This is a genomic window from Nocardia sp. NPDC060259 (assembly GCF_042728775.1).
Lineage (GTDB): Bacteria > Actinomycetota > Actinomycetes > Mycobacteriales > Mycobacteriaceae > Nocardia.
In genome coordinates this window covers 1-24,245 of record NZ_JBHXAY010000033.1, presented here as the reverse complement: position 1 = coordinate 24,245, position 24,245 = coordinate 1, and the positions used below count along the sequence as shown (strand labels likewise).

Genomic DNA, 24,245 nt, shown 5'->3' with positions numbered 1-24,245 from the left:
GATCGACGGAGTCGACTAGCCGTTGCCCGGTCATGCGCACCTGCACCTATCCATCCATCCCGACCGCCGCGCGCCGCTGCTGCGGCTGCCCGGCGTTGCCGATCATCTCGTTCAGGGCGACGATCGTCGCACCGGCGCCGTCGCCGGGCGCGGCCACCGCCACCGCCGACTCGGTGAACACATGGCTCACCTCGTCCTCGCCGCCGTCGTCCGGCGCCATCACCAGCGTCGCGCCGGCAATTCCGGTCGCGACGATCTCCAGCACACCGGCCACCGAATCCGGCCGCCCCGCTGCCCTCGTCCGTGATTCGAAGCCGAGCCCGGTCCGCTGGGCGACCCGCTCGGCGGCCCCGGCCAGCTCGTCGTAGCTCAACGTGCGGCCACCGCCGACGAAGGCGACATCGTCACCGCGCAGGGCGCGGGTCCGGTGGGCGTAGCCGATCGGGCGCGGCGACTCCGCGGCCAGCTCCGCCTTCAGCGCGGGGTCGGCCAGGTCGTACCAGTCCAGGCCGTCGGGCGCGTCGAGGATATCGATCGTCAGGCCCAGCTTCACCTCGAGCCGGTCGGGCAGCTCGGCGTCCATCGCCACCAGCGGTACCACCGCGGCGCCGGCCTTGAGCACCGCCCAGGTGGCGATCGCCGCGTTCACCCCGCGATCGAGCCGTACCGCCACACCGGTGCCGGGTCCGGCGCCGCGGGCGATCAGCGAGCGCGCCAATTGGGAAGAGCGGGCATCGAATTGGTGGTAGGCGAGCTCGGCGTCGCCCAGATCGATGGCGGGGGCCTCCGGGTCCTCCTCCACCGCGGAGGCCAGTTCCTGAGCCAGCGCGGCGCCGTTGGCCGACGGTGCGGGGGCATAGGCGGCCGCGGTCAGTTCGCGTTCGCGTTCCCCGGCGTCACGCAGATCGATGTCACCGATGCGGACCCTGGGATCGGCGGCGACCGCGGTGACGATCTCGGTGAGGCCGCGCGCGAACGCCGCGACGGTGTGCTCGTCGAACAGGTCGGTGGCGTAGGTGAAGACGATGCCGAGCACGTCGGGTTCGCCCGTCTCGGTCAGCCGCGGCTCCACATTGACCTGCAGGTCGAACTTGGCGGGCCGGGCCGCCAGGTCGAGCGCCTCGATGGTGAGCCCGGGCAGCCGCAGCACCGGCGCCTCGGTGTTGTGGAAGGACAGCACCACCTGGAACAGCGGATTGTGCGAGACGGTGCCGGTGGGCGCCACCTCCTCGACGATCCGCTCGAACGGCAGGTCGGCATTGGCGAACGCGGCCAGGTCGACCTCGCGGGCCGTGCTGACCAGCTCGTCGAAGCCGCGCAGCGGCGAGACCTGGGTGCGCAGGGTCAGCGTGTTGACGAACATGCCGACCAGATCGTCGAGCTCGGGTTCGCCGCGGCCCGCGATCGGAGTGCCGATCGCGATGTCGGTGCTGCCGGAGACACGGGACAGCAGCACGGCCAGCGCCGCGTGCACGACCATGAACAGCGACGCGTTGTGGCTGCGCGCGATCTCGGCCAGCCGGGCGTGCACGTCGGCGGGCAGCGTGGTGCTCACATCGGCGCCGCGCAGCGAGGCGTGCGGGGGTCGCGGGTGGTCGTGCGGCAGTTCGACGGTGCCCGACTGCCCGGCGAGCGTGTGCCGCCAGAAATCGAGTTGCCGTGCGGCGGTGGAGTTCTCGTCGGTCTCCTCGCCCAGCACCTCGCGCTGCCAGAGCGCGTAGTCGGCGTACTGCACCGGCAGCGGCGCCCAGCTCGGCGAGCGGCCTTCGACCCTGGCCCGGTAGGCGATCACCAGGTCGCGGGCCAGCGGCGCCAGTGAGGCGCCGTCGGCGATGATGTGCTGCACCACCACGGCGAGCACGTGCTCTTCCTCGGCCAGCGGATCGTCGGTCGGGACCGTGAACAGCCCGGCCCGCAACGGAATTCGCTCCGTGACATCGAAACCGCCTGCGAGCAGCCACATCACGCGATCGCGCGGGTCGTCGCACTCCTCGATCGGCAGGCCGGTCGGCAGGACCGCGCTGACCGGCAGGATCTCCTGGTACGGCGCCCCGTCCGGGCCCGCAGGGAACCGGGTGCGCAGCGCTTCGTGCCGTTCCAGCACGTCGGCGACCGCGTAGCGCAGCGCCGAGGTGTCCAGCGCGCCGCGCAGGCGCAGCGCCAGCGGGATGTTGTAGGCCGGGGAATCCGGGTCGATCCGGTTGAGCAGCCACATCCGCTGCTGAGCGGGCGAGAGCGGGATGACGCCCCGATCCTGCGCCGGAATCAGCGGCGGGCGCGGTGCGGCGACCGCGCCGGGCCGCACCCGGGCGGCCAGCGTGGCGACGGTCGGCGCCTCGAACAGGTCGCGGACCACCAGATCGGTGCCGAGCGCCTGGTCGATGCGGGCGATGGCCCTCGTGGCCAGCAGCGAGTTGCCGCCGCGGTCGAAGAAGTCGTCGTCGAGGCCGACTTCGGGCACCCCGAGCAGCGTCGCGAAGACCTCGGCGACGCTCAGTTCGATCGGGGTGGTCGGCGCCCGGAAAGCGGTGGCCGCGGTGAACTCGGGCGCGGGCAACGCGGCCCGGTCGAGCTTGCCGTTGGCGGTCAGCGGCAGGCTCGCGATCACCACGACCGCGTCGGGAACCATATAGCCGGTGAGGAATTCGGCGACCTCGGCGCGCACGGCGACCGGGTCGAGTACCGCGCCGTCGACCGGGACGACATAGCCGATCAGCCGGTCGCCCGCGTGCTCGTCGGGGCGGACGACGACGGCGGCCTGGCCGACGCCGGGCACCCCGAGCAGCGCGGCCTCGATCTCACCCGGTTCGATCCGGAACCCGCGCAGCTGCACCTGCTGGTCGCCGCGACCGCCGTATTCCAGGGCGGGCGTGCCGCGGAAACCGATCCAGCGGCCGAGGTCACCGGAGCGGTACCGGCGGGAGCCGGGCGGGCCGAACGGGTCGGCGACGAAGCGGGTCGCGGTGAGACCCGGCTTGCCGAGATAGCCGCGGGAGACCTGGCCGCCCGCGATGTAGAGCTCACCGGCGACGCCGAACGGCACCGGCCGCAGCCGGTCGTCGAGCACGGCCACCGACAGGCCGGGCAGCGCGCGTCCGATCAGGCTGCTCGGCAGTTCGGCGGCGCCCGCGTCCATCGTCAGATGCGAGACGTGCACCGTGGTCTCGGTGATGCCGTACATGTTCACCAGTTGCGGCGCGGCGGCATCGGTTCCGTAGCGCGCGTACCAGCGGTTGAGCTTGCGCGGATCGAGGGCCTCGCCGCCGAAGACGACGTAGCGCAGCGGCAGCGGCGTCGCGCCCGCGGCCTGGGCGGCCCGGTCGGCCTCGTCGAGCTGGGCGAACGCGGTGGGGGTCTGGCTCAGCACGGTCACCTGTTCGCGGGCGAGCAGCTCCCTGAACTGGATCGGCGAGCGCGAGGTGACATGGTCGACCACGACCACCGACGCACCGCCCGCGAGCGCGCACCACAGTTCCCAGATGGAGAAGTCGAAGGCGAAGGAGTGGAACACCGTCCACACGTCGTCGGGGTCGAAGTGGAACAGCAGCTGGGTGTTGGCGAACAGCTCGAGCACATTGCGGTGACTGACGCCGACGCCCTTGGGCAGGCCGGTGGACCCGGAGGTGTAGATGACGTAGGCCAGGTGGTCCGGGCGCAGCGTCGCGCGCCGCTCGGCCGGGCGCAGCGGCTCGTTCGAGTAGCCGAGATCCTCGTCGAGCAGCACCACCGGCAGGGCTGTGTTCGATTGCGGTGCTCCCGAGGGCCCTCCGTGGTCACGCTCCGCTGCCGCCTCCGGGCCCGCCGGTCGCACCACGGCGGGCACCAGCGCGCGCTCATACGACGTCGTCAGCAGCACAGTGGGTTTCGCGTCGGCGAGGACGTATTCCAGGCGCTGCGCGGGATATCCGGAGTCGATCGGCAGGTAACCTGCGCCGGAAAGCAGCACGGCCAGCAGCGCGACCGGCAGTTCCTCGGTGCGCGGAACGGCAACGGCCACCAGGGTTTCCGGGCCCGCGCCGTAGGCGATCAGCGTTCGGGCCAGCGCCGAGGCGCGGCCGAGCAGGTCGGCGAAGGTAAGGGAGCGCTCCCCCGCCCGCACCGCGATCGCGTCCGGCCGCTGCTGCGCCTGCGCGCAGATCAGGTCGGCCAGGGTGACCTCCGGGACCGCGATGCCGGGCGAATCACCTTCACGCAGAACGAGTTCCCGCTCACCGGGGGCGAACACATCGATATCGCCGACCGGCACCGACGGATCGGCCACCACCGCGGCCAGCACCCGGGTCCAGCGGTCGGCGAAATCGGCGACGGTGGCGTGCTCGAACAGGTCGGTGGCGTAGACGAACGAGGCAGCCATGCCCTGCGGGGCACCGTCGGCGCCGATCTGCTCGGCCAGCTCCACCTGCAGGTCGAACTTCGCCAGCGGCACCGCGAAATCGGCGGCGGACACGGCGAGACCGGGCAGCGCCAGATCGTTGCGGGCCAGGTTCTGGAAGGTCAGCATCACCTGGAACAGCGGATGCCGCGCGGTCGAGCGCACCGGCTCCAGCAGTTCGACGAGGCGCTCGAACGGCACGTCGGCGTGGCCGAAGGCCGCGAGGTCACCCGCCCTGACATCGCGGAGCAGGTCGATGAAGTTCGCCGCCGGGTCGACCTCGGTGCGCAGCACGAGGGTGTTGACGAACATGCCGATCAGATCGTCGAGCGCCTGCTCGCCGCGACCGGCGACCGGGGTGCCGACCGCGATGTCGCGGGTGCCGGACAGCCTGGCCAGCAGCAGCGCCAGCGCGGTGTGCACGACCATGAACAGCGTCGCGTTGTGCTCGCGGGCCAGCGCGGCCAGCCCGCCGTGCACGGAGGCGGGCACCTGGATGCTCAGCGTGCCGCCCGCCCGGCTGGCGACGGCGGGACGCGGCCGGTCGGTGGGCAGTTCCAGCTGTTCGGGCAGGCCGGACAGGGTCCGGCGCCAGAACGCGACCTGCGCGGCCAGCAGCGACTGCGGATCGTTCTCGTCGCCGAGCAGCTCGCGCTGCCACAGCGTGTAGTCGACGTACTGCACCGGCAGCGGCGGCCATTGCGGCGCGTCGCCGCCACGGCGTTCGGCGTAGGCGGTCAGCAGGTCCCTGGTCAGCGGCGCGAAGGAGAAACCGTCGGCGGCGATGTGGTGCACCACGCACACCACGACGTGCTCGACCTCCGACAGTTCGAGCACCCGGACGCGCACCGGCGGGGCCGCGGTCACGTCGAAGCCGGTCAGCGCGGCGGCGGCGATGGCCTCGCCCAGCTCGGCCTCGGTCACCTCGACGACGTCGAACTCCGGCGCCGCGACCGGATCGCCGGGGGCGAGTACCACCTGGTGGCCTTCACCGTCGAGCACGAGGCCGGACTGCTCGACGCCATCCGACACCGGGTAGACGGTGCGCAGGACCTCGTGCCGGGTGACCAGGTCGGCGACGGCCGCGCGCAGGGCGGGCAGGTCGAGCCGGCCGGACAGGCGCACCGCGACGGGGATGTTGTCGACCGCCGAGGCCGGATCGAAGCGGTTGAGGAACCACATTCGCTGCTGGGCGTACGACAGCGGGACCAGCGCGGGTCGCGGCCGCGGGGTCAGGGCGAGCGAATGTGCCGAAACGCGCTGCTGCTCGGCCTTGTTCGCCAGGGCGGCCACGGTCGGCGCCTCGAAGACGGCCTGGACCGGGACCCGCACGTCGAGCGCGGCGCCGATCCGGGCGACGGCCTGCGCGGCGAGCAGCGAGTCGCCACCCAGTTCGAAGAAGTCGTCGTCGGCGCCGACCCGGCCGGAACCGTCGCGCAGCAACAGCGCGGCGAACACGTCGGCGACGACCTGTTCGGCCGGGGTGGCCGGGGCGCGGAACCCGCGCGCGGTGAACACCGGCGTCGGCAGCGCGGCGCGATCGAGCTTGCCCACCGAGGTCAGCGGCAGTGCGTCGAGCACCATGATGACGGCCGGGATCATGTACGCGGGGAGCGATCCGGACAGGAATTCCGCCAGCGCTCCGGTATCGACCGTGCGCCCGACCCTGGGCAGCACATAGGACACCAGCGCGGTCGCGCCCGAGGGCATGGTCTTGCCGACGGTGACCGCGTAGTCGAGGTCGGGGTGCGCGGTGAGCGCGTTGTCGATCTCGCCGAGCTCGATCCGGAAACCGCGCACCTTGACCTGGAAGTCGGTGCGGCCCAGGTATTCCAGCGACCCGTCGGTCTCGAGCCTGCGCACCAGGTCACCGGTGCGGTAGAGCCTGCCGGTACCGAAGGGTGAGGCGACGAAGCGCTCGGCGGTGAGCCCCGGCCTGCCCAGATACCCCTGTGCCAGTGCGGGACCGGACAGGTAGAGCTCGCCGACGACCCCCGCCGGCACCGGCCGCAACCGGGCGTCGAGGACATACAGGCCCATACCGGGCACCGCGCTGCCGATGGTGATCGGCGCGCGCACGTGCAGCGGCCCGGTGCTGGTGGCGAGGATGGTCGCCTCGGTCGGTCCGTAGCCGTTGTAGAAGGCGCGGCCGTTGGTAGCCCAGCGGCCGACCAGTTCCGGACCGAACCGGTCACCCGCGACGACGACCGTGCGCAGATCGGGCAGACCCGCCGGGTCGACCGACTCGAGCGCGCCCGGCGTGATCAGCAGATGCGTGATGCGTTCGCGGCGCAGCAGATCCGAGAGTTCGAAACCGCCGAAGATCCGCGGCGGCGAGATGACCAGGGTCGCGCCGGTCGCGAAGGCCAGCAGCAGTTCCAGTACCGACACGTCGAAGTTCGGCGAGCAAACGTGCAGCACCCGCGAATCCGGTTCGACACCGTAGTGTTCGCGCTCGGCGGCGACCAGTGCGGCGAGTCCGGCGTTGGTGACGACGACGCCCTTGGGCTTGCCGGTGGAGCCGGAGGTGTAAATGACATAGGCGGGATGGCGTTCGTCGATCTGCCTGACCCGGTCGGCGTAGCTCACCGCGTGCGCGGGCCGCACGGCGATGCGCTCGGCGACCACCGGATCGTCGAGTTCGATCCAGTAGAGACCGGTGCCGAGGGTGGCCCGATGCGTCGCGGTGGTCAGGCCGAGCACCGCGCCGGAGTCGGCGGCGATGTGGGCGATCCGGTCGCTCGGGTAGGCCGGGTCGACCGGCACGTAGGCGGCGCCCGCCTTGGCGACGGCCCAGACCGCGAGAACGGACTCGATGGACCGCGCGATCGCGATCGCGACGACATCGCCCGCGCCGACGCCACGGTCGATGAGTTCACGTGCCAGGCGTGAGGATTCCTCGTCGAGTTGCCGGTAGGTGAGCTCGCGCTCCCCGCCCGGCATCCCGGTCGGGTTGTAGCGGACAGCTATCGACTCGGCCGCGGATTCGACCGCGGCCGTGAGCAATTGTCCGAACAGCGGTGTGCCGGCAGTACGTCGACGACCGGCACGGCCCGTGCGGCGGGGGGTTTCCACAGACCAATACACCTCTCGCGTCCGGCAGCCGGGTCGGACACAGCATAGTCATACCTAACCACTGTCGCCGACCCTCGCCGAGGTGTGCGCCACGACACACCGAACTCTCAGCAACAGAATCGTAAACTGCCGCGAGCCTGTTACGTGGAGCTATCGATTTAACGGCCGGAAACGGCGGTGACCTGCGCTGTTACCGGACCGACTGTGGCCGCGGCCACCGGACCGAGCATCTGTTGATGACTGGCGTCGACCGGATGATCGGCGATGACCCCGCTGATGTACGGCCGCCACCGGGAGGCGCCACCCGGGACGTTCCCGGTCGTCCGCAGCGCGGTGAAGTAGGTGAGATCACCCACGAATCGGGCCGGCGTCAGCTGGGTAACCAATCCGATCGTGTGCAACGCGCCGCGGTACATGCCGACGAATCGCGGCAGCGAGATCGGCGTCGACCCGGCCAGCGCCGCGTGCAGCGCGGCCAGGGCGTCGTCGCCCAGTGCGGACAACCGGTCGGCGGCGGGCAGCTGCTGATCGGGGATGCCGAGCTCACGGAAGGCATCGCGCAACTCGGCGCCGAAATGGGCCAGATCGGCGCCGGGCAGGCTGTCCAGCATGGTCAGCGAGGCTACGGTCTCCCCCGCGGCCTGGAGCCTGGTCGCCACGGCCTGCGCGAGGACGCCGCCAAGGGACCAGCCGAGCAGGTGATACGGCCCCTGCGGCTGGGCGGCCCTGATCTCGGCGAGATAGCGGTCGATCAGGTCGTCCACGGTGGCGGGCCGGAAGTCCGGATCGGTCAACGCGGGCGACTGGATGCCGATGATCGGGCGGTCCTCGGGCAGGTGCGGGGCCAGGCCCGCGTAGGCCCAGGCCAGACCGGCGACCGGGTGGAGGCAGAACAGGGGCTCCCCGCCGCCACGGCGCAGGGGCAGGGTCACCGCGAGTGCCGCGTCGAGGTCGCCGCCGAGGCCCGCCGGACCGGCCGCGAGCCGGTCGGCCAGCCCCGCCACGGTCGGGTCGGCGAAGAAGGCGGCCACGGTGAGCTCGGTACCGGTGCGCTCGCGCAGCCGGTGCACCACCCGGGTGGCCAGCAGCGAGTTGCCGCCGAGGGAGAAGAAGTCGTCGTCGAGGCCGGGGCGTTCGACACCGAGCACCTCGGTGAACACCTCGGCCACGGCGATCGCGTTCTCGCCCACCGGTTCCCGGTACCGGCGCGGTTCGAGCACCGGTTCCGGGAGCGCGGCGCGGTCGAGTTTGCCGTTCGCGTTCAGCGGCAGCCGGTCGAGGACGACGAAGGCCGCGGGCACCATGTACGACGGGAGCACCTGCGCCACGGCGGCTTTCGCTGCCGTCGCGGTCAGCTCGAAATCCGGTGCGGGCACCACGTAGGCGACCAGCCGGTCACCGAGCTGCGGATCGGACTTGGCGAGCACCGCGGCCGTGGCGACCTGCGGTGCGGCCAGCAGCGCGGCCTCGATCTCGCCGAGCTCGATGCGGAAGCCGCGGATCTTCACCTGGAAGTCGGTACGGCCGCGGTATTCCAGTTCGCCGTCGGCGGTCCACGCTACGAGGTCGCCGGTGCGGTACATCCTGGCTCCGGCGGCACCATGGCGCGGCGGAGTCGGCCGGTCGGGCATCCGGCCATCGGTTCCGGCGAACGGGTCGGCTACGAACCGGTCGGCGGTGAGGTCGGGGCGGCCGAAATAGCCGCGGGCCAGCTGGGCGCCTGCGAGGTACAGCTCGCCCGACACGCCCACCGGGACCGGGCGCAGGCGCGCGTCGAGGACGTAGACGCGGCTGTTCCACTCCGGGGCGCCGATCGGGACCGTCGTGCGGTCGGCGGTGGTCACGCGGTGGTCGGTGATCGAGACGGCGGCCTCGGTCGGGCCGTACAGGTTGTGCAGCGCGGCGGAATTCGCGGCGAGGAAGCGTTGCGCGGTCGCGGCGGGCAGCGCCTCGCCGATCGCCAGCACCCGGCGCAGCGCCGTCGGCAGCGTGCCACCGGATTCGGTGAGCAGGGCGTCGAGCATCGAGGGGACGACGTGCAGGGTCGTCACCGCGCGTTCGGCCATGACACCGAGCAGGTACGCCGGATCACGGTGCCCGTCGTGTGCGGCGATCACCAGCGTGCCGCCGCACACGGCGGCGGACCAGAACTCCCAGACCGACAGATCGAACGTGGCTGCCGTCTTGAGGAGTACCGAATCGTCCCGGCTGAGGTCGAAGGCCGCTGTCTTCCACTGCAACTGGTTGACGATCGCGCCGTGCGAGACGGCGACACCCTTCGGCTTGCCCGTCGATCCCGACGTGAAGATCACATACGCCGTGTTCTCCGGTCGCAGCACACCACGCCGCTCGTTCGCCGCGATCGGCGCGCCCGACAATGCGGACAGGTCGAGCGTGTCGAGGACGATCAGCGGCGCCGAACCTGGTGCGGATTCCGCCCGTGCGATGGCTGGTTCGCCGACCGGGGCGGTATCGACACCGGCCACCGGTGCCGCACCGGATGTGAATCCCGCACGCGCGGTGGCTGGTTCGCCGGTGTGGATGGCGGCTACGCCTGCCGTCGAGGATGCAGATTGGATGAATCCCGATCCCGCCGTGGTCAATACACAGACAGGGGCGGCGGTGTCGAGCACGTGCCCGATCCGGTCGGCGGGTTGTGACGGGTCGATCGGCACGTACGCGGCACCGGCCTGGGCTACCGCGTACATGGCGACGACGAGCTCGGTGGATCGGTGGATCGCCAGTGCGACACGGTCTTCCACGCCGACGCCCTTCGCGATCAGGTGCCGTGCGAGGCGATGCACGCGGTCGGCGAAGTCGCGGTAGGTCAGCTGTGTGCCGTCGTGGTCGACCAGCGCGACGCCGTCGGGGTGCCCGGTGGCGGTCTCGGCGAACAGCGAGGCCAGTGTCGCGGGCGGGCACGGATGCCCGGTGGCGTTCCAGCCGTGCAGGATTCGCTCGCGCTCGGCGGCGGAGAGCAGTTCCAGCTCGTCGACGGGACGCTGCGGTGTGGCGGCGACCGCGGCCAGCACCCGAGCGAAACGGTCGGCGTAATCGCGGGCGGTCGATTCGTCGAAAAGGTCGGTGGCGTAGGTGAAGACACCACTGATGCCCTGGGCGACGCCGTCGGCGTCGTAGGTGTCGGCGACGACCGCGTGCAGGTCGAACTGCGAGACCGCCAAGTCCACGTCGACGCCCTCGACCGCGAGCTCACCGAGTTCGAGGCCGGTGCGGGTGAGGTTCTGGAAGGACAGGCCGACCTGGAACAGGGGATGCCGCGCGGTCGAGCGGGCGGGGTTGATCGCCTCGACGAGGCGTTCGAACGGCAGGTCGGCGTTGGCGAAGACCTGCAGGTCGGTGTCGCGCTGGCGGGCGAGCAGGTCGGTGAACGGTTCGCCCGGCCGCAGGGTGGTGCGGAAGACCAGGGTGTTGACGAACATGCCGATCAGGTCGTCGAGGGCGGCCTCGCCGCGGCCCGCGATGGGCGTACCGATCGCGAGATCGCCGGTGCCTGCCAGCCGGGCCAGCGTCACCGCCAGCGCGGTGTGCACCACCATGAACAGGGTGGCGCCCTGGGCGCGGGCCAGGGCCAGCAGCGCGCGGTGGGTGTCGGCGTCGATCTCGATCGGCACCCGGCCGCCCGCGAAGGACTGCACGACGGGGCGCGGGCGGTCGGCGGGCAGGTCGAGCTGATCGGGCAGGCCCGCCAGCGCCTGACGCCAGTAGGCCAGCTGGGCCGAGGCCAGCGAGGCCGGGTCGTCCTCGCTGCCGAGCAGCGCCCGCTGCCACAGCGCGTAGTCGGCGTACTGCACGGCCAACGGCGCCGAGGCCGGTGCGGAGCCCGCCGAGCGTGCCGCGTAGGCGAGCATGAGATCCCTGGTCAGCGGGGTCAGCGAGGAACCGTCACCGGCGATGTGGTGCACGACGACGGCCAGCACCGACTCGTCGGGGCCGAGTTCGAACAGCGCGACCCGCAATGGCACCTGACCGCGCACATCGAACCCGGACGAACCGAGCGCGTGCATGGCCGCGCCCAGTTCCGCGGCGGCGATCCGGCGCACCTCGAGCTGGGGCGTCGCCGCCGATTCCGGCAGCACCTGCTGGATCGGCCCGTCGTCGGTCTCGGGGTAGATGGTGCGCAGGGTCTCGTGCCGGGCGACGAGGTCGCCCACGGCCGCCCGCAGCGCCTCCACGTCGATCGCGCCGCTCAGCCGCACCGCCATCGGGATGTTGTAGGCGACCGAGTCCGGATCGAACTGGTTGAGGAACCACATCCGCTGCTGAGCCAGCGACAGCGGAATCCGCTCCGGCCGCTCCCCCGCGACCAGCGCGGGACGCGCACCGGCGCCGGCGGATTCGGCGAGTCGCCGCGCCAGCGCCTCCACCGTCGGCGCCTCGAACAGCAGGCGAACCGGGAAGTCGGTGTCGAGCGCGGCGCCGAGGCGGGCGGCGATCTGGGTGGCCAGCAGCGAGTTGCCGCCGAGGGCGAAGAAGTCGTCGTCGAGACCGAGCTGGGTGTCCGCGTCGAGGTCGAGGACCTGGGCGAAGGTGCCCGCGACGATCTGCTCCACCGGTGTCGCGGGCGCCCGGAATTCGGCGTGCTCGAGCACCGGCGCGGGCAGCGCCCGCCGGTCCAGCTTGCCGACCGGGGTCAGCGGGATGGTGTCGAGCTCCATCAGCACCGTCGGCACCATGTGCGCGGGCAGGCTGCGCTCGGCGAACGCGGTGAGCGCGGCGTTGTCGACACTCGCACCGGGCGCGGCGTGCACGTAGGACACCAGAATCGTCGCGCCGTTGTCGAGTTCGTGCCCGACGGTGGCGGCGAAGTCCAGGCTCTCGTGTGCCGAGAGCACCGCGTCGATCTCGCCGAGTTCGATCCGGAAACCGCGGATCTTCACCTGGAAGTCGTTGCGGCCCACGTATTCCAGCGCACCGTCGGCGGTCCAGCGGACCAGGTCGCCGGTGCGGTAGAGCCGGGAACCGGCCGGGTCGAACGGATTCGAGACGAACCGGGACGCCGTGAGGCCGGGCCGCGCGTGATAGCCGCGGGTCAGCTGGGCGCCGGTGATGTAGAGCTCGCCGGTGACACCGGGCGGGACGGGGCCGAGCCGGTCGTCGAGGACGTACTCGGCGACACCACGCAGCGGCCCGCCGATGGTCAGCGGGTCGCCGGGCTTGAGCGGCACACTGATATTGGTGACGATGGTGGTCTCGGTGGGCCCGTAGACATTGTGGAACTCACGCAAGGTTCCGTCAGCCAGCGGAATCGACCAGCGCCGCAACAGGTCCGGCGGACACGCCTCGCCGCCGACGGCCACCACCCGGAAGTCGTCGAGTCCGGCCGGGTCGATCGAGGCCAGCGCGGCGGGGGTGATGAAGGCGTGGGTCACCCGTTCCCGGCGCAGCAGCGCGGCCAGATCGTCGCCGCCGTAGACGCTCGGGTCGACGATCACCATGGTCGCGCCCGCGCCGACCGCGAGCAGCAGCTCCAGCAGCGACGCGTCGAACGACGGCGAGGCGAAATGCAGCGTGCGCGACGTGGATTCGACGCCGTAGTGCAGGCGCTGCTCCTCGCAGAACCCGGCCAGCCCGGCCTGGGTCACCGCGACGCCCTTGGGCAGACCGGTGGAGCCGGAGGTGTAGATGACGTAGGCCAGGTCCTCGGCACGGATCTGACGCACCCGATCGGCATTGGTGACGGGATCGCCCGCGACCTCGTCGAGCCGGGGCACGATCGCGTCGTCGTCGAGGGCGAGCCAATCCACCTCGGCGGGCAGCCGGTCCGCGACCGTGGCGACGGTCAGTCCGAACACGGCCCCGGAGTCGGTGACCATGTGCGCCACGCGATCCGGCGGATAGTTCGGGTCGACCGGCACGAAACCGGCGCCCGTCTTGGCGACCGCCCACACCGCGAGCACAGACTCGATCGACCGCGGGATACCGATGGCGACCAGGTCGCCCGCACCGATACCGCGGTCGATCAGCAGCCGCGCGATCCGGCTGGAACGCTCGTCGAGCTCGGCGTAGCCCAGACTGCCGAGCGTGTGCCCGGCATCGGCGAGCACCACGGCGACACCGTCGGGATTGATCTCCACAGCGGTCGCCAGCAGCTGCGGCAGCGCGGTCACCCTGGCGCGCCGGGTCCGCACCGGGCGCGTCCGTACAGGTCTAGTCATCGCGATTCCACCTCACCAAAACTCGTTGCCCCGCTACGCCGGTACCGGATCAGGCCACCGGGGTACGCAGGTCCCCCAGCACCAGCACGACCTCGGCCTGGCCGGTGTTGCCCGGCGCGGCGTCGGCGGCGATCAGCGCCTGCAGATCGTCGAGACCGGCGGTGTCGACCGCCTCGATCCCGACGCGATCACCGAACAGGTGGCTCACCCATTCCTCGGCGAGCACCGTCGACAAGCCGTCCTCGGCATCGGGCACCAGCACCATCGACGCGCCAGCCACACCGGCGGCCACCGGCTCGACCAGCGCGGCGAAGCTGTCCGCCGCGCCGTTGCCGAAGGTCCGCGACTCGAAGGTCAGCTCGGTGCCGGTGCGCACCTGCGCACCCGCCGTGGCGAGTTCGTCGTAGCTGCGGACACCGTCGGCACCGGCGAACGCCGGGTCGCCGCCGCGCAGGGCCCTGGTGCGGTCGGCGTAGGTCACCGGGCGGGCCGACTGCGTCGACAGTTCCGTCCGGATCGCCGGATCGTCGAGGACAACCCACTCGAAGTCGCATTCGGGAGCGGTGCCCGCGGTGATGCCGATCTTGGCCGCGGGTTCGACAGGCAGCGCGCCCGACACCGGCAGCACCGCGGCGCCTGCCTTGAGCACCGCCCAGACCGCCACCGCCCAGTCGATCCCGCGCGGAAGGTCAACGGCCACACCGGCACCCGGGCCGAAGCCGCGGCCGATCAGCAGCCGGGCCAGCCGCGAGGAGCGGTGGTCGAGCTGTTCGTAGGTCAGCGAGTCGTCGCCCCAGACCAGCGCGGGGCCGTCCGGCTCGTCCTCGGCCGCCGCGGTGAAGGCCTGCGCCAGCGTGGTGCCGCCCGACGGGCTGGTCGGCGCGGGCGCCTGCGCGGCCCCGGCGAGCAGCCGGGCGCGTTCCTGCTCGTCCAGGATGTCGATGTCGCCGACGCGGATCTGCGGGTCGGCGGCGACCGCGGACAGGATGCGGGCGAAGCGCTCGCCGATGGTGCGCACGGTCGACTCATCGAACAGGTCGGTGGCGTAGTTGAACAGGGTGACCAGCTCGTCCGGCGCGCCCTCGGCGGTGAACCGGGGCTCGACATCGACCTGCAGGTCGAACTTGGCCGCCACCGCGGTCTCGAGCGCGGACACGGTGAGGCCGGGCAGTTCGAGCGCGGCAGCCTCGTTGTTGCTGAAGGTCAGCGCCACCTGGAACAGCGGGTTGTGCGCGCTGCCCTTGCCCGGCGCGACCACCTCGACGACCCGCTCGAACGGCAGGTCGGCATGGGCGAAGGCGCCGAGATCGGTCTCGCGCGCCAGGTCGACGGCCTCGTCGAAGGACCCGGCCGGGTCGAGGGCGGTGCGCAGGGTCAGCGTGTTGACGAACATGCCGACCAGCTCGTCGAGCGCCCGCTCGCCACGACCGGCGACGGCGGTGCCGATGGCGATGTCGGTGGTGCCCGACAGCCGGGCCAGCAGTACAGCCAGCGCCGCGTGCACGACCATGAACAGCGAGGACTTGTGCTCGCGCGCAATGTGGTTCAGCTGCGCGTGCACGTCGGCGGGCAGCCGCAGTTCGGTGGTCGCGCCGCGCAGGGTCGGCACTGCCGGACGCGGCCGGTCCTGCGGCAGCTCGAGCAGCGGCGGGACGCCTGCCAGCTGGGTCTGCCAGTAGTCGAGCTGTGCGGCGGCGACCGAGCCCGGCTCGTCGTCCGCGCCGACGACCGCGCGCTGCCACAGCGCGAAGTCCGCGTACTGCACCGCGAGCGGCGTCCAGGCCGGGGCCTGCTGCCCGGCGCGCGAGACATAGGCCGTCATCAGGTCACGGGCCAGCGGGGCCAGCGACGCGCCGTCGGCGGAGATGTGGTGCACGACGAAGACGAGCAGCCAGTCGGCGGTCGACCCGTCGGTGAGCAGCCGCGCCCGCACGGGTACTTCGCGAGTCACATCGAACCCGGCGGCAGCCAGTTCGGCGGCCCTCGACAAGACGTCGGCGGTGGTTTCGACCTCGAGGCCGTTCGGGAGCACATCGGCAACCGCCACGATCTCCTGGACCGGTGCGCCCTCGATCGCCCCGCCTGAAGTACCGAGCCCGACGACTCGGCCTTCCGGCGCGCCGTCGTTCGACACCGCATCAGCCCCGGCGGCGTGAGCACGCGCGGTGGTGCCGACCTGCACCGGGAAGCGGGTTCGCAGAGATTCGTGCCTGCCGAGCACATCGAGCACCGCGGCATCGAGCGCGGCGACGTCGAGCGCGCCCGTCAGCCGGATGGCGAACGGGATGTTGTACGAGCCAGAGGCCGGGTCGAGCTGGTTGAGCACCCACATGCGCTGCTGGGCCAGCGACAGCGGAATCCGTTGTGGCCGTTCGGCGCCGACCAGTGCGGGCCGGGCGGACGCACCGCCGGCAGCGCCGATCCGGGCGGCCAGCGCGGTCACGGTGGGCGCTTCGAACAGGTCGCGAATGGTGACCTCGGCGTCGAGCGCCTCGTTGATCCTGGCGATGGCGCGGGTGGCCATCAGCGAGTTGCCGCCGAGGGCGAAGTAGTCGTCGTCGGCGCCGACCCGGGCCATCCCGAGCAGCTCGGCGTAGACGCCGGCCACGATCTCCTCGGTCGGGGTGGCCGGCGCGCGGAACTCGCCCGCGGTGAAGGTCGGCGCGGGCAGCGCCTTGCGGTCGAGCTTGCCGCTGGGATTGAGCGGGAACGCGTCCAGCGCGACCAGCGCGGCCGGAATCATGTACGCGGGCAACGACTCACCGATGGCGGCGAGCAACGGCGCCTGCTCGATCCGCTCGCCCGGCTTGGGCACCACGTAGGCGACCAGCTGCTCACCGGCGGGCGAATCGGCCACGATCGCGACGGCCTGGCTCACGGCGGGCTGGGCGAGCAGCGCGGTCTCGATCTCGCCGAGCTCGATGCGCTGGCCGCGGAACTTCACCTGGAAGTCGGTGCGGCCCAGGTATTCCAGGACGTGGGTGTCGGCGGTCGGCGTGCGCCACACGACCAGGTCACCGGTGCGGTACATCCGCGTACCCGGCGCGAAGGGGTTGGCCACGAAGCGATCCGAGGTCAGGTCGGGCCGGGCGACATACCCGCGCGCGAGCTGATCGCCCGCCAGGTACAGCTCGCCGACGACACCGGACGGCACCGGACGCAACCGCGAATCCAGCACGTACACCTGGGTGTTCCACTGCGGCACACCGATCGGCACCGAGCCACGGTCGGTCTCGCCCGCGGGCCAGTAGGTCACCGACACGGCGGCCTCGGTCGGGCCGTAGAGGTTGTGCACCTGCGCGGGCGAGACCGCGCGCAGCGCCTCGACCGTCTCCGGCGGCAGCGCCTCACCGATGGCGAACACGTCGCGCAGGGTGGGGATGGCGCCCGGGGTGGTGTGCGCGGCGAACACGGTCAGCATCGAGGGCACGAAGTCGGTCATCGTGACGCCCTGCGCCGCAATGATTTCGGCGATGTAGGCGGGGTCGCGGTGTCCGTCGTGGGTGGCGACGACCAGCTTCGCGCCGCTACGCAGCGGCATGAAGTAACCCCACAGCGACACGTCGAACGTGGTCGCGGTCTTCTGCAGGTACACATCGCCAGGGCCGAGCGGGTATTCGGCGAGCATCCACGCGATCTGGTTGTCGATCGCCTGATGCGACACCGCGACACCCTTCGGGCGGCCGGTGGAACCCGAGGTGAAGATGACGTAGGCCGGGTGCTGCGGCAGCACCGGCCGGATCAGCTCCGCCGCGCTCAGCGGCTCACCCGGGAAGCCGTCCAGCGCAACGGTATCCATCGTGATCACCGGCGTGGCGGCGCCATTCAGCGCAGCCACCTCCACCGCGTCGGCGGTGGTGGTCAGCACGCACACCGGCTGCGCGGTATCGAGGATGTGGGCGATCCGCTCCGCCGGATGATCCGGATCCAGCGGCACGTAGGCGCCACCCGCGGTGACGATCGCGTACATGCCGACAACGAGGTCGAGCGACCGGCGCACGGCCAGCCCGACCAGCGACTCCGCGCCGACCCCGCGCTCCACCAGCAGCCGGGCCAGCCGGTTCACCCGCTCGTCGAACTCGCGGTAGGTCAGCTCGGCGCCCTCGTAGGCCAGCGCGACCGCATCGGGATGCGCGGCGACCGCGGCACGGTAGCCGTCGAGCAGCAGCGCGGGCGCGAGCTCGTGCCGGGTGTCGTTCCACTGCTCCAGGATTCGCGTGCGCTCGACCGGCTCCAGCAGCTCGATCGCACCGACCGGGCGGGCCGGATCGGCCACCACTTCCGACAGCAGCCGGACCAGACGATCGGCGAAACCGGCGACGGTGGCCTCGTCGAACAGGTCGGTGGCGTAGGTGAACGCCGCCGACACACCGGCGGCCACGCCGTCGGTTTCCAGCGGAACCAGGGTGAGTTCGAGATCGAACTTCGCGAACGGCACAGCCAGATCGACGCCGGAGACGGTCAGGCCCGGCAGTTGCAGCTCGGTGCCCGCCAGGTTCTGGAAGGTGAGCATCACCTGGAACAGCGGGTGCCTGGCCATCGACCTGGCGGGATCGAGCAACTCGACCAACCGCTCGAACGGCACGTCGGCATGGCCGAAGGCGGCGACATCGGTGCCGCGGACCGTGCCGAGCAGCTCGTCGAAGCTGCGCGCGGGGTCCACCTCGGTGCGCAGCACCAGGGTGTTGACGAACATGCCGATCACGTCGTCGAGCACCGCTTCGCCACGGCCCGCGACGGGGGTGCCGACGGCGATGTCGGTGGTGCCGGACAGGCGCGCCAGCAGCACGGCCAGCGCCGCGTGCACGACCATGAACAGCGTCGAATTGTGTTCGCGGGACAGCCGATCCAGCGCGGCGTGCACCTCCGCGTCGATCCGGAAGTCGTAGCTCGCGCCGCGGTTGGTCATCGCCGCGGGGCGCGGGCGGTCGGCGGGCAGGTCCAATTGCTCCGGCAGCCCGGACAATTCGTCACGCCAGTAGGAGATCTGCTGCGCCAGCAGCGAATCCGGGTCGGATTCGGCGCCGAGCGTCGCCCGCTGCCAGAGGGTGAAGTCGGCGTACTGCACCGGCAGCTGGTGCCAGTGCGGCGCGTTGCCGCGCAGCCGGTCGGAGTAGGCGGCGATCAGGTCGCGGGTCAGCGGCGCCATCGAGAAACCGTCGGCGGCGATGTGGTGCACCACGCACAGCAGCACGTGTTCCTCGGCGCCGAGGCGGAACAGCCGCACCCGCACCGGCGGCGCGACCGCGACATCGAACCCGGCCACGGCCTGCTCGGCGATCAGCTGCGGCAGCTGCTCCGCCGTCGCGTCGACCACCTTCATCAGCGGGACCGCGCGCGGATCGCTCACCGGCAGCACCAGCTGCACGGCGTTGCCGTCGACCACCGCGTTGCGATCGGCGGGCCCGGAGGAGGTAGCGGAGCGTGACCACGCAGGGCCCTCGGTCGCGACGCCATATACCGGGTAGATGGTGCGCAGCACCTCGTGGCGGGAGACCAGGTCGGTCACCGCGGCACGCATCGCGGCCAGATCCAGCTTGCCGGACAGACGGACCGGCAGCGGAATGTTGTTGGCGCCGCTGGCCGGATCGAAACGGTTCAGGAACCACATCCGCTGCTGCGCGTACGACAGCGGGATCTGCTCGGGACGGGCCTGCGCGGTCAGCGGGTTGCCGGTGCCCGCGCCCACATGCGACTCGACCCGGGCGGCCAGCGCCGACACCGTCGACGCCTCGAACACCAGCTGCACGGGCACCCTGGCGTCGAGCGCGGTACCGATCCTGGCCACGGCCTGGGCGGCCAGCAGCGAGTTGCCGCCGAGCTCGAAGAAGTCGTCGTCGGCACCGACCCGCTGCGCTGTGCCCGATGTCGCCGCTCCCGAGGGCCCTGCGTGGTCACGCTCCGCTACCGCCTCCGGGCCCGCCGGTCGCGGCGGGTCGTCACCGGGCACCAGCAGGGCCGCGAACACCTGCGCGACGATCTCCTCGATCGGCGTGCTCGGCGCGCGGAACTCGCGGGCGGTGAAGGTGGGCTCCGGCAACGCTTTTCGATCGAGCTTGCCGACCGGGGTCAGCGGGATCTCGTCGAGCAGCATGATCGCCGCCGGCACCATGTACGCGGGCAGCAGACCCGACAGGTGGTGGGCGAGGTCGGCCGGGGTCACCGCGGCGCCCGCGCGGGGCAGCACATAGGCGACCAGTGAGGTCACGCCGTTGGTCAGTGTGCGGCCGAGGGTGGCCGCGAAGTCGACGTCGGCGTGCGTGGTGAGCGCGTTGTCGATCTCGCCCAGCTCGATGCGCAGGCCGCGGATCTTCACCTGGAAGTCCGAACGCCCGAGGTACTCGAACGCGCCGGAGGCGTTGCGGCGCACCAGGTCACCGGTGCGGTACAGCCGTCCGCCCGGCGCGCCGGCGTCGGCGCCGAACGGGTTGGCCACGAAGCGTTCCGTGGTCAGTGCCGGGCGGTCGAGATAGCCCTGTGCCAGCGCGGGACCGGCCAGGTACAGCTCGCCGACCACGCCGGCGGGGACCGGGCGCAGGCGCGCGTCGAGCACGAACGCCGCCACGCCGGGGATCACCGAACCCAGCGTCACCGGCTCGCCCGCGGCCATCTCGCCGGTGGTCACCATGACGGTGGCCTCGGTGGGTCCGTAGGCGTTGAACACCGAACGGCCGGCGCTCGCCCAGCGATCCACCAGTTCGGGGCCGAGCTTGTCACCACCGGTGACGACGACGCGGACGCTGTCGACCGCGGTGGAGTCCACCGACTCGAGTGCGCCGGGCGTGATCAGCAGGTGCGAGACCTGTTCACGGCGAACGAGATCGGCGAGCTCATCACCACCGAACACGGTCGGCGGGACGACAACAAGGGTCGCGCCCGCGGTGAAGGTGAACAGCATCTCCATCAGGGAGAAGTCGAAGCTGGGCGAGCTCAGGTGGGTCACCCGCGACTCGGCGGTGACCCGGTACTGCCCACCCACCGCGGCCATTGTCGACAGGCCCGCCTGGGTCACCACCACGCCCTTGGGCAGACCGGTGGAACCGGAGGTGTAGATGACGTAGGCCGGGTGGCGCTCGTCGAGCGTGCGCACCCGGTCGCTGTAGGAGATGGCGTGCGCGGGCTGCGCGGCGACGGCAGCCGCCACGCCGGGGTCGTCGAGTTCGAGCCAGGTCGTCGAGTTGCCGAGCCCGGCCCGGTGCGCGGAAGTGGTCACGCCGAGCACCGCGTGGGAGTCGGTGACGATGTGGGCGATGCGCTCGGCCGGGTAGGCCGGGTCGATCGGCACGTAGGCCGCGCCCGATTTGGCCACCGCCCAGACGCTGAGCACCGATTCGATCGAGCGGGTGATCGCGACGGCGACGATGTCGCCGGGGCCGACGCCGCGGGCGATCAGCTCCCTGGCCAAGCGCGATGATTCCTCGTCGAGCGCGCGGTAGGTGAGTTCACGCTGGTCGGCGGGCTCGCCGGTGGGGTTGAACCGGATGGCGACAGCATCGGCGGCCGACTCGACGGCCCCGGTCAGCAACTGCCCGAATGTCGGACTGCTCGACCGGCGACGGCGGTTACCGCGGGCAGAACGGCGGGCAGTTTCCATTCGGGTTCATTCACCTCTCATCGAGCCTGGACGCGCGCGAACGGCCGCCCCGTGCAGATCGAGCCATCATATCGAGGAGCGGCATACCGACCGAATGTCGTGCCGACAGCCCCAATTTCCCGGGCCCCGGGTACTAGGGCCTTGAGGAGTATCGGCCCGGCGCCAAGCGGTGTTGCCGGATCACACAGCAAAGTGACGGGGCTCATACCGAACCACCGTCACTTGGCTTTCACGGACGAATCCGCGCTCACGAACCCTCAGTGCGAGGAGGGGCCCCACTCCATCGGAACACCCTTGGACGCGAGGTAAGGCAGGGGATCCATCTTGCCGCCACCCTGATCCCAGATCTCGAGGTGCAGGTGCGGGCCGGTGGACTGGCCGCGGTTGCCGACGGTCGCGATGACATCGCCCGCGTTGACCCGCTGGCCCTGCTTGACGAGCATCTCGTTGACGTGGCCGTAGACGGCGGTGGTGCCGTCGTCCTGGAGCACCCGCACCCACAGGCCGAAGCCCGAGGCCGGGCCCGCCTCGATGACGGTGCCGCTGGACACGGAGTGGATCGGGGCGCCGAGGGTGTCGGCGAAGTCCAGGCCGTAGTGCATGGCACCCCAGCGGGCGCCATAGCCGGAGCTGATCGGGCCTGCGACCGGGCGGGCGGCCTGCGGCGGCGCGACCTGGTGCTGGATGCCCTGGATGATGTCCTCGACCTGGGCGAGCGGGCCGGAGATCTCCGGCGGCAGGTTGCCGATGCCGAACGGCGCTGCCACGGGGGCGGCGATCGGCGCGGCGACCGCGTCGACCTGCACGGGCGCATCGGCGGCGGGCGCGGCGACCTGCTTGGCGGCGACCAGGCTGACCTCGGCGGCCTCGCGAGCGGAATCGGAGACGACGGATTCCTCGACGTCGTCGTTGTGCGTCGGCAGCAGCGGGGCTGCGTAGGAGATCGCCGGGGCGATCGAGGCTGCGGTGCCGACCAGGGCGCCTGCGGCGACCGCGGCGCTGGCGGCGACCCGCACCCGATCGGTACGCGACGGTTCGGCGCGGTGCCGGCTCGGGCGCCCGGCGCCTCCGTCACCCAGCAGGGTCTTGACGGAGATGGATTCGGGGCCCACACGGTGCTGCGACAAAGTTTCGTCCTAGCGTCCGACAACAAGGAAAACGAAACCGGCTTGCGACCGGCCCGGAATCCGCGTTGGCGGTTCCCGTCACCGAACCGCGTGTAACGGTTCGGCATCCGTTGTGACGGGAACTCTACCCGGTCGTGACCATTCCGCAACCTTCGATCTCGAACTCGCAGGTGGGAGGCCTGTCTCACAGTAACGATCCCGTTGCCGAGCGGGTCACACGCGCCGTCGGCGCGCCCCGCCGGGGCGCCGAAAGGACAGACTCGGGAGATGGTGATCGAGAGTTTGCGTGTCCCCATCGTCGCCGCGCCCATGGCAGGCGGCCCGTCCACCCCGGAGTTGGTGGTCGCCGTCTCGGACGCGGGCGGGTTCGGCCAACTGGCCGCCGGCTACCTCGCCGCGGACGCGATGGCCGACCAGATCGCGGCGACCAGGGCCGCGACCGCCGCCCCGTTCGGCATGAATCTGTTCGCGCCCGGCCCGGTCGCCGAGCCCGCGATCTACGCCGCCTACCTCGCCGAGCTGGGCGCCGACTTCCCGCTCGGCACCCCCAAACACGACACCGACGGCTGGGCCGACAAGCTCGACCTGCTGGTTGCCGACCCGGTCGCGGTGGTGTCGACGACCTTCGGCTGTCCCACCGCGGTCGAGGTCGACCGGCTGCACGCGGTCGGCACGGAGGTGTGGGTGACGGTCACCTCGCCCGCCGAGGCACTGATCGCGATCGACGCCGGTGCCGACGCCCTCATCGCGCAGGGCGCCGAGGCGGGCGGGCACCGGGCCTGCTTCCTCGACGATCCGGCCGACGACGCCGTCGACCCGCCCGGCCTGCTGACGCTGATCCAGCTGCTCACCGCCGTCACCGACCGCCCGATCGTCGCGGCGGGCGGCATCGCCACCGCCGCGGGCCTGGCCGGCGTGCTCGCCGCGGGCGCGGCCGCCGCGCAGCTCGGCACCGCGCTGCTGCGCTGCCCGGAGGCCGGGACCAACGCCGTGCACCGCGCCGCGCTCGGGTCGGCGGAACCGACCATGCTGACGCGCGCGTTCACGGGACGACGTGCGCGCGGAATCCGCAACCGTTTTCTCACCGAGCACACCGCGACCGCGCCTGCCGCCTACCCCGAAATCCATTACGCCACCGCACCGTTGCGCGCCGCGGGCCGCGCCGCCGGCAACCCCGACGATGTGAATCTGTGGGCGGGGCAAGCGCATTCGCTGACCACCGAGCTACCGGTAGGCGAACTGATCAGCGGCCTGTACGCCGACGCGAAAAGCGCACTCCGAAAAGCGCTTTCAGAGTGAATCCAGTGTTGTTGACAACGAATTTCGTTTAGACTCGAGTGGCATCGCATCCCGCCGACCACCACCAAGCAGGAGGAGAGCGCCATGTCCCTCGATGTTCCCGCAGCACTGCTCGAGCGCGCCGAACAGGGCGATATCGATGACGCAGAATTCGTCGAATGCGTCCGCACGTCACTGCCTTACGCCTGGGAAGTGGTGAGCCGGGTAGCCGGTGAGCTGCAGGCAGGCGCCGAGGAGTACGCCGACAACCGGGTACCGCCGCCGGACGAGGTGGCCCGCGGCCAGCTGCTGCGCGCCCTTGCCTCCGACGCGATTCGCGGCGGGCTGGAACGGCATTTCGGCGTGAAACTCGCCTTCCAGAACTGCCATCGGGTCGCGGCCTTCCCGCTCTCGGCGGTCGGCGGCGAGACCTACACCCGCTACATCAGCCCGCGGGCCCAGCTCCTCAACCAGAGTCCGGAACTCCGGAACTGTTGAGCACCAGCGTTTCTCCTCGACAACTGAATATCGACAACTGCATCGCACAACAGAATCCGACAACTGAATGAAAACGGCGGGCGTGGAAGCAATTCCACGCTGCACCACGCCCGCTCCCCTGTAGC

General features: G+C 71.5%; 6 protein-coding genes. 2 read left to right on the top strand and 4 right to left on the bottom strand.

All coding sequences use genetic code 11. The features are described 5' to 3' along the window. Positions 1 to 46: 46 nt before the first annotated feature. From ACFWF2_RS15050 to ACFWF2_RS15035, 4 genes are all read right to left on the bottom strand, one after another. A complete protein-coding gene (locus ACFWF2_RS15050; RefSeq protein WP_379308026.1) occupies positions 47 to 7,447 on the bottom strand; it encodes an amino acid adenylation domain-containing protein in 7,401 nt (2,466 codons plus the stop codon). A 158-nt stretch (positions 7,448 to 7,605) separates the two neighbouring features. Further along, the gene (locus ACFWF2_RS15045) at positions 7,606 to 13,596 is read right to left on the bottom strand and encodes an amino acid adenylation domain-containing protein (RefSeq protein ID WP_379308038.1); all 5,991 of its coding nucleotides are present in this window, start codon (positions 13,594 to 13,596) and stop codon (positions 7,606 to 7,608) included. Positions 13,597 to 13,672: 76 nt separating this feature from the next. Then, on the bottom strand, positions 13,673 to 21,217 hold the full coding sequence (locus ACFWF2_RS15040; RefSeq protein WP_379308025.1) for an amino acid adenylation domain-containing protein: 7,545 nt from the start codon (positions 21,215 to 21,217) through the stop codon (positions 13,673 to 13,675). 257 nt (positions 21,218 to 21,474) lie between these two features. Next, positions 21,475 to 22,344 (bottom strand): M23 family metallopeptidase, encoded by an 870-nt coding sequence (locus ACFWF2_RS15035; protein ID WP_379308024.1) that lies wholly within the window; start codon positions 22,342 to 22,344, stop codon positions 21,475 to 21,477. 267 nt (positions 22,345 to 22,611) lie between these two features. Here ACFWF2_RS15035 and ACFWF2_RS15030 point away from each other — a divergent pair, with 267 nt between their 5' ends. Both ACFWF2_RS15030 and ACFWF2_RS15025 read left to right on the top strand, forming a co-directional pair. Beyond that, on the top strand, positions 22,612 to 23,643 hold the full coding sequence (locus ACFWF2_RS15030; protein WP_379308023.1) for a nitronate monooxygenase: 1,032 nt from the start codon (positions 22,612 to 22,614) through the stop codon (positions 23,641 to 23,643). Between the two features lie 84 nt (positions 23,644 to 23,727). Beyond that, on the top strand, positions 23,728 to 24,120 hold the full coding sequence (locus tag ACFWF2_RS15025) for an SCO5389 family protein (RefSeq protein WP_189030341.1): 393 nt from the start codon (positions 23,728 to 23,730) through the stop codon (positions 24,118 to 24,120). Positions 24,121 to 24,245 lie beyond the last annotated feature (125 nt).

Bases quoted from the DNA above. Each gene is read 5' to 3' on its own strand.
- ACFWF2_RS15025 (WP_189030341.1), top strand. From the start codon at position 23,728: ATGTCCCTCGATGTTCCCGCAGCACTGCTCGAGCGCGCCGAACAGGGC.
- ACFWF2_RS15040 (WP_379308025.1), bottom strand. From the start codon at position 21,217: ATGGAAACTGCCCGCCGTTCTGCCCGCGGTAACCGCCGTCGCCGGTCG.
- ACFWF2_RS15030 (WP_379308023.1), top strand. From the start codon at position 22,612: ATGGTGATCGAGAGTTTGCGTGTCCCCATCGTCGCCGCGCCCATGGCA.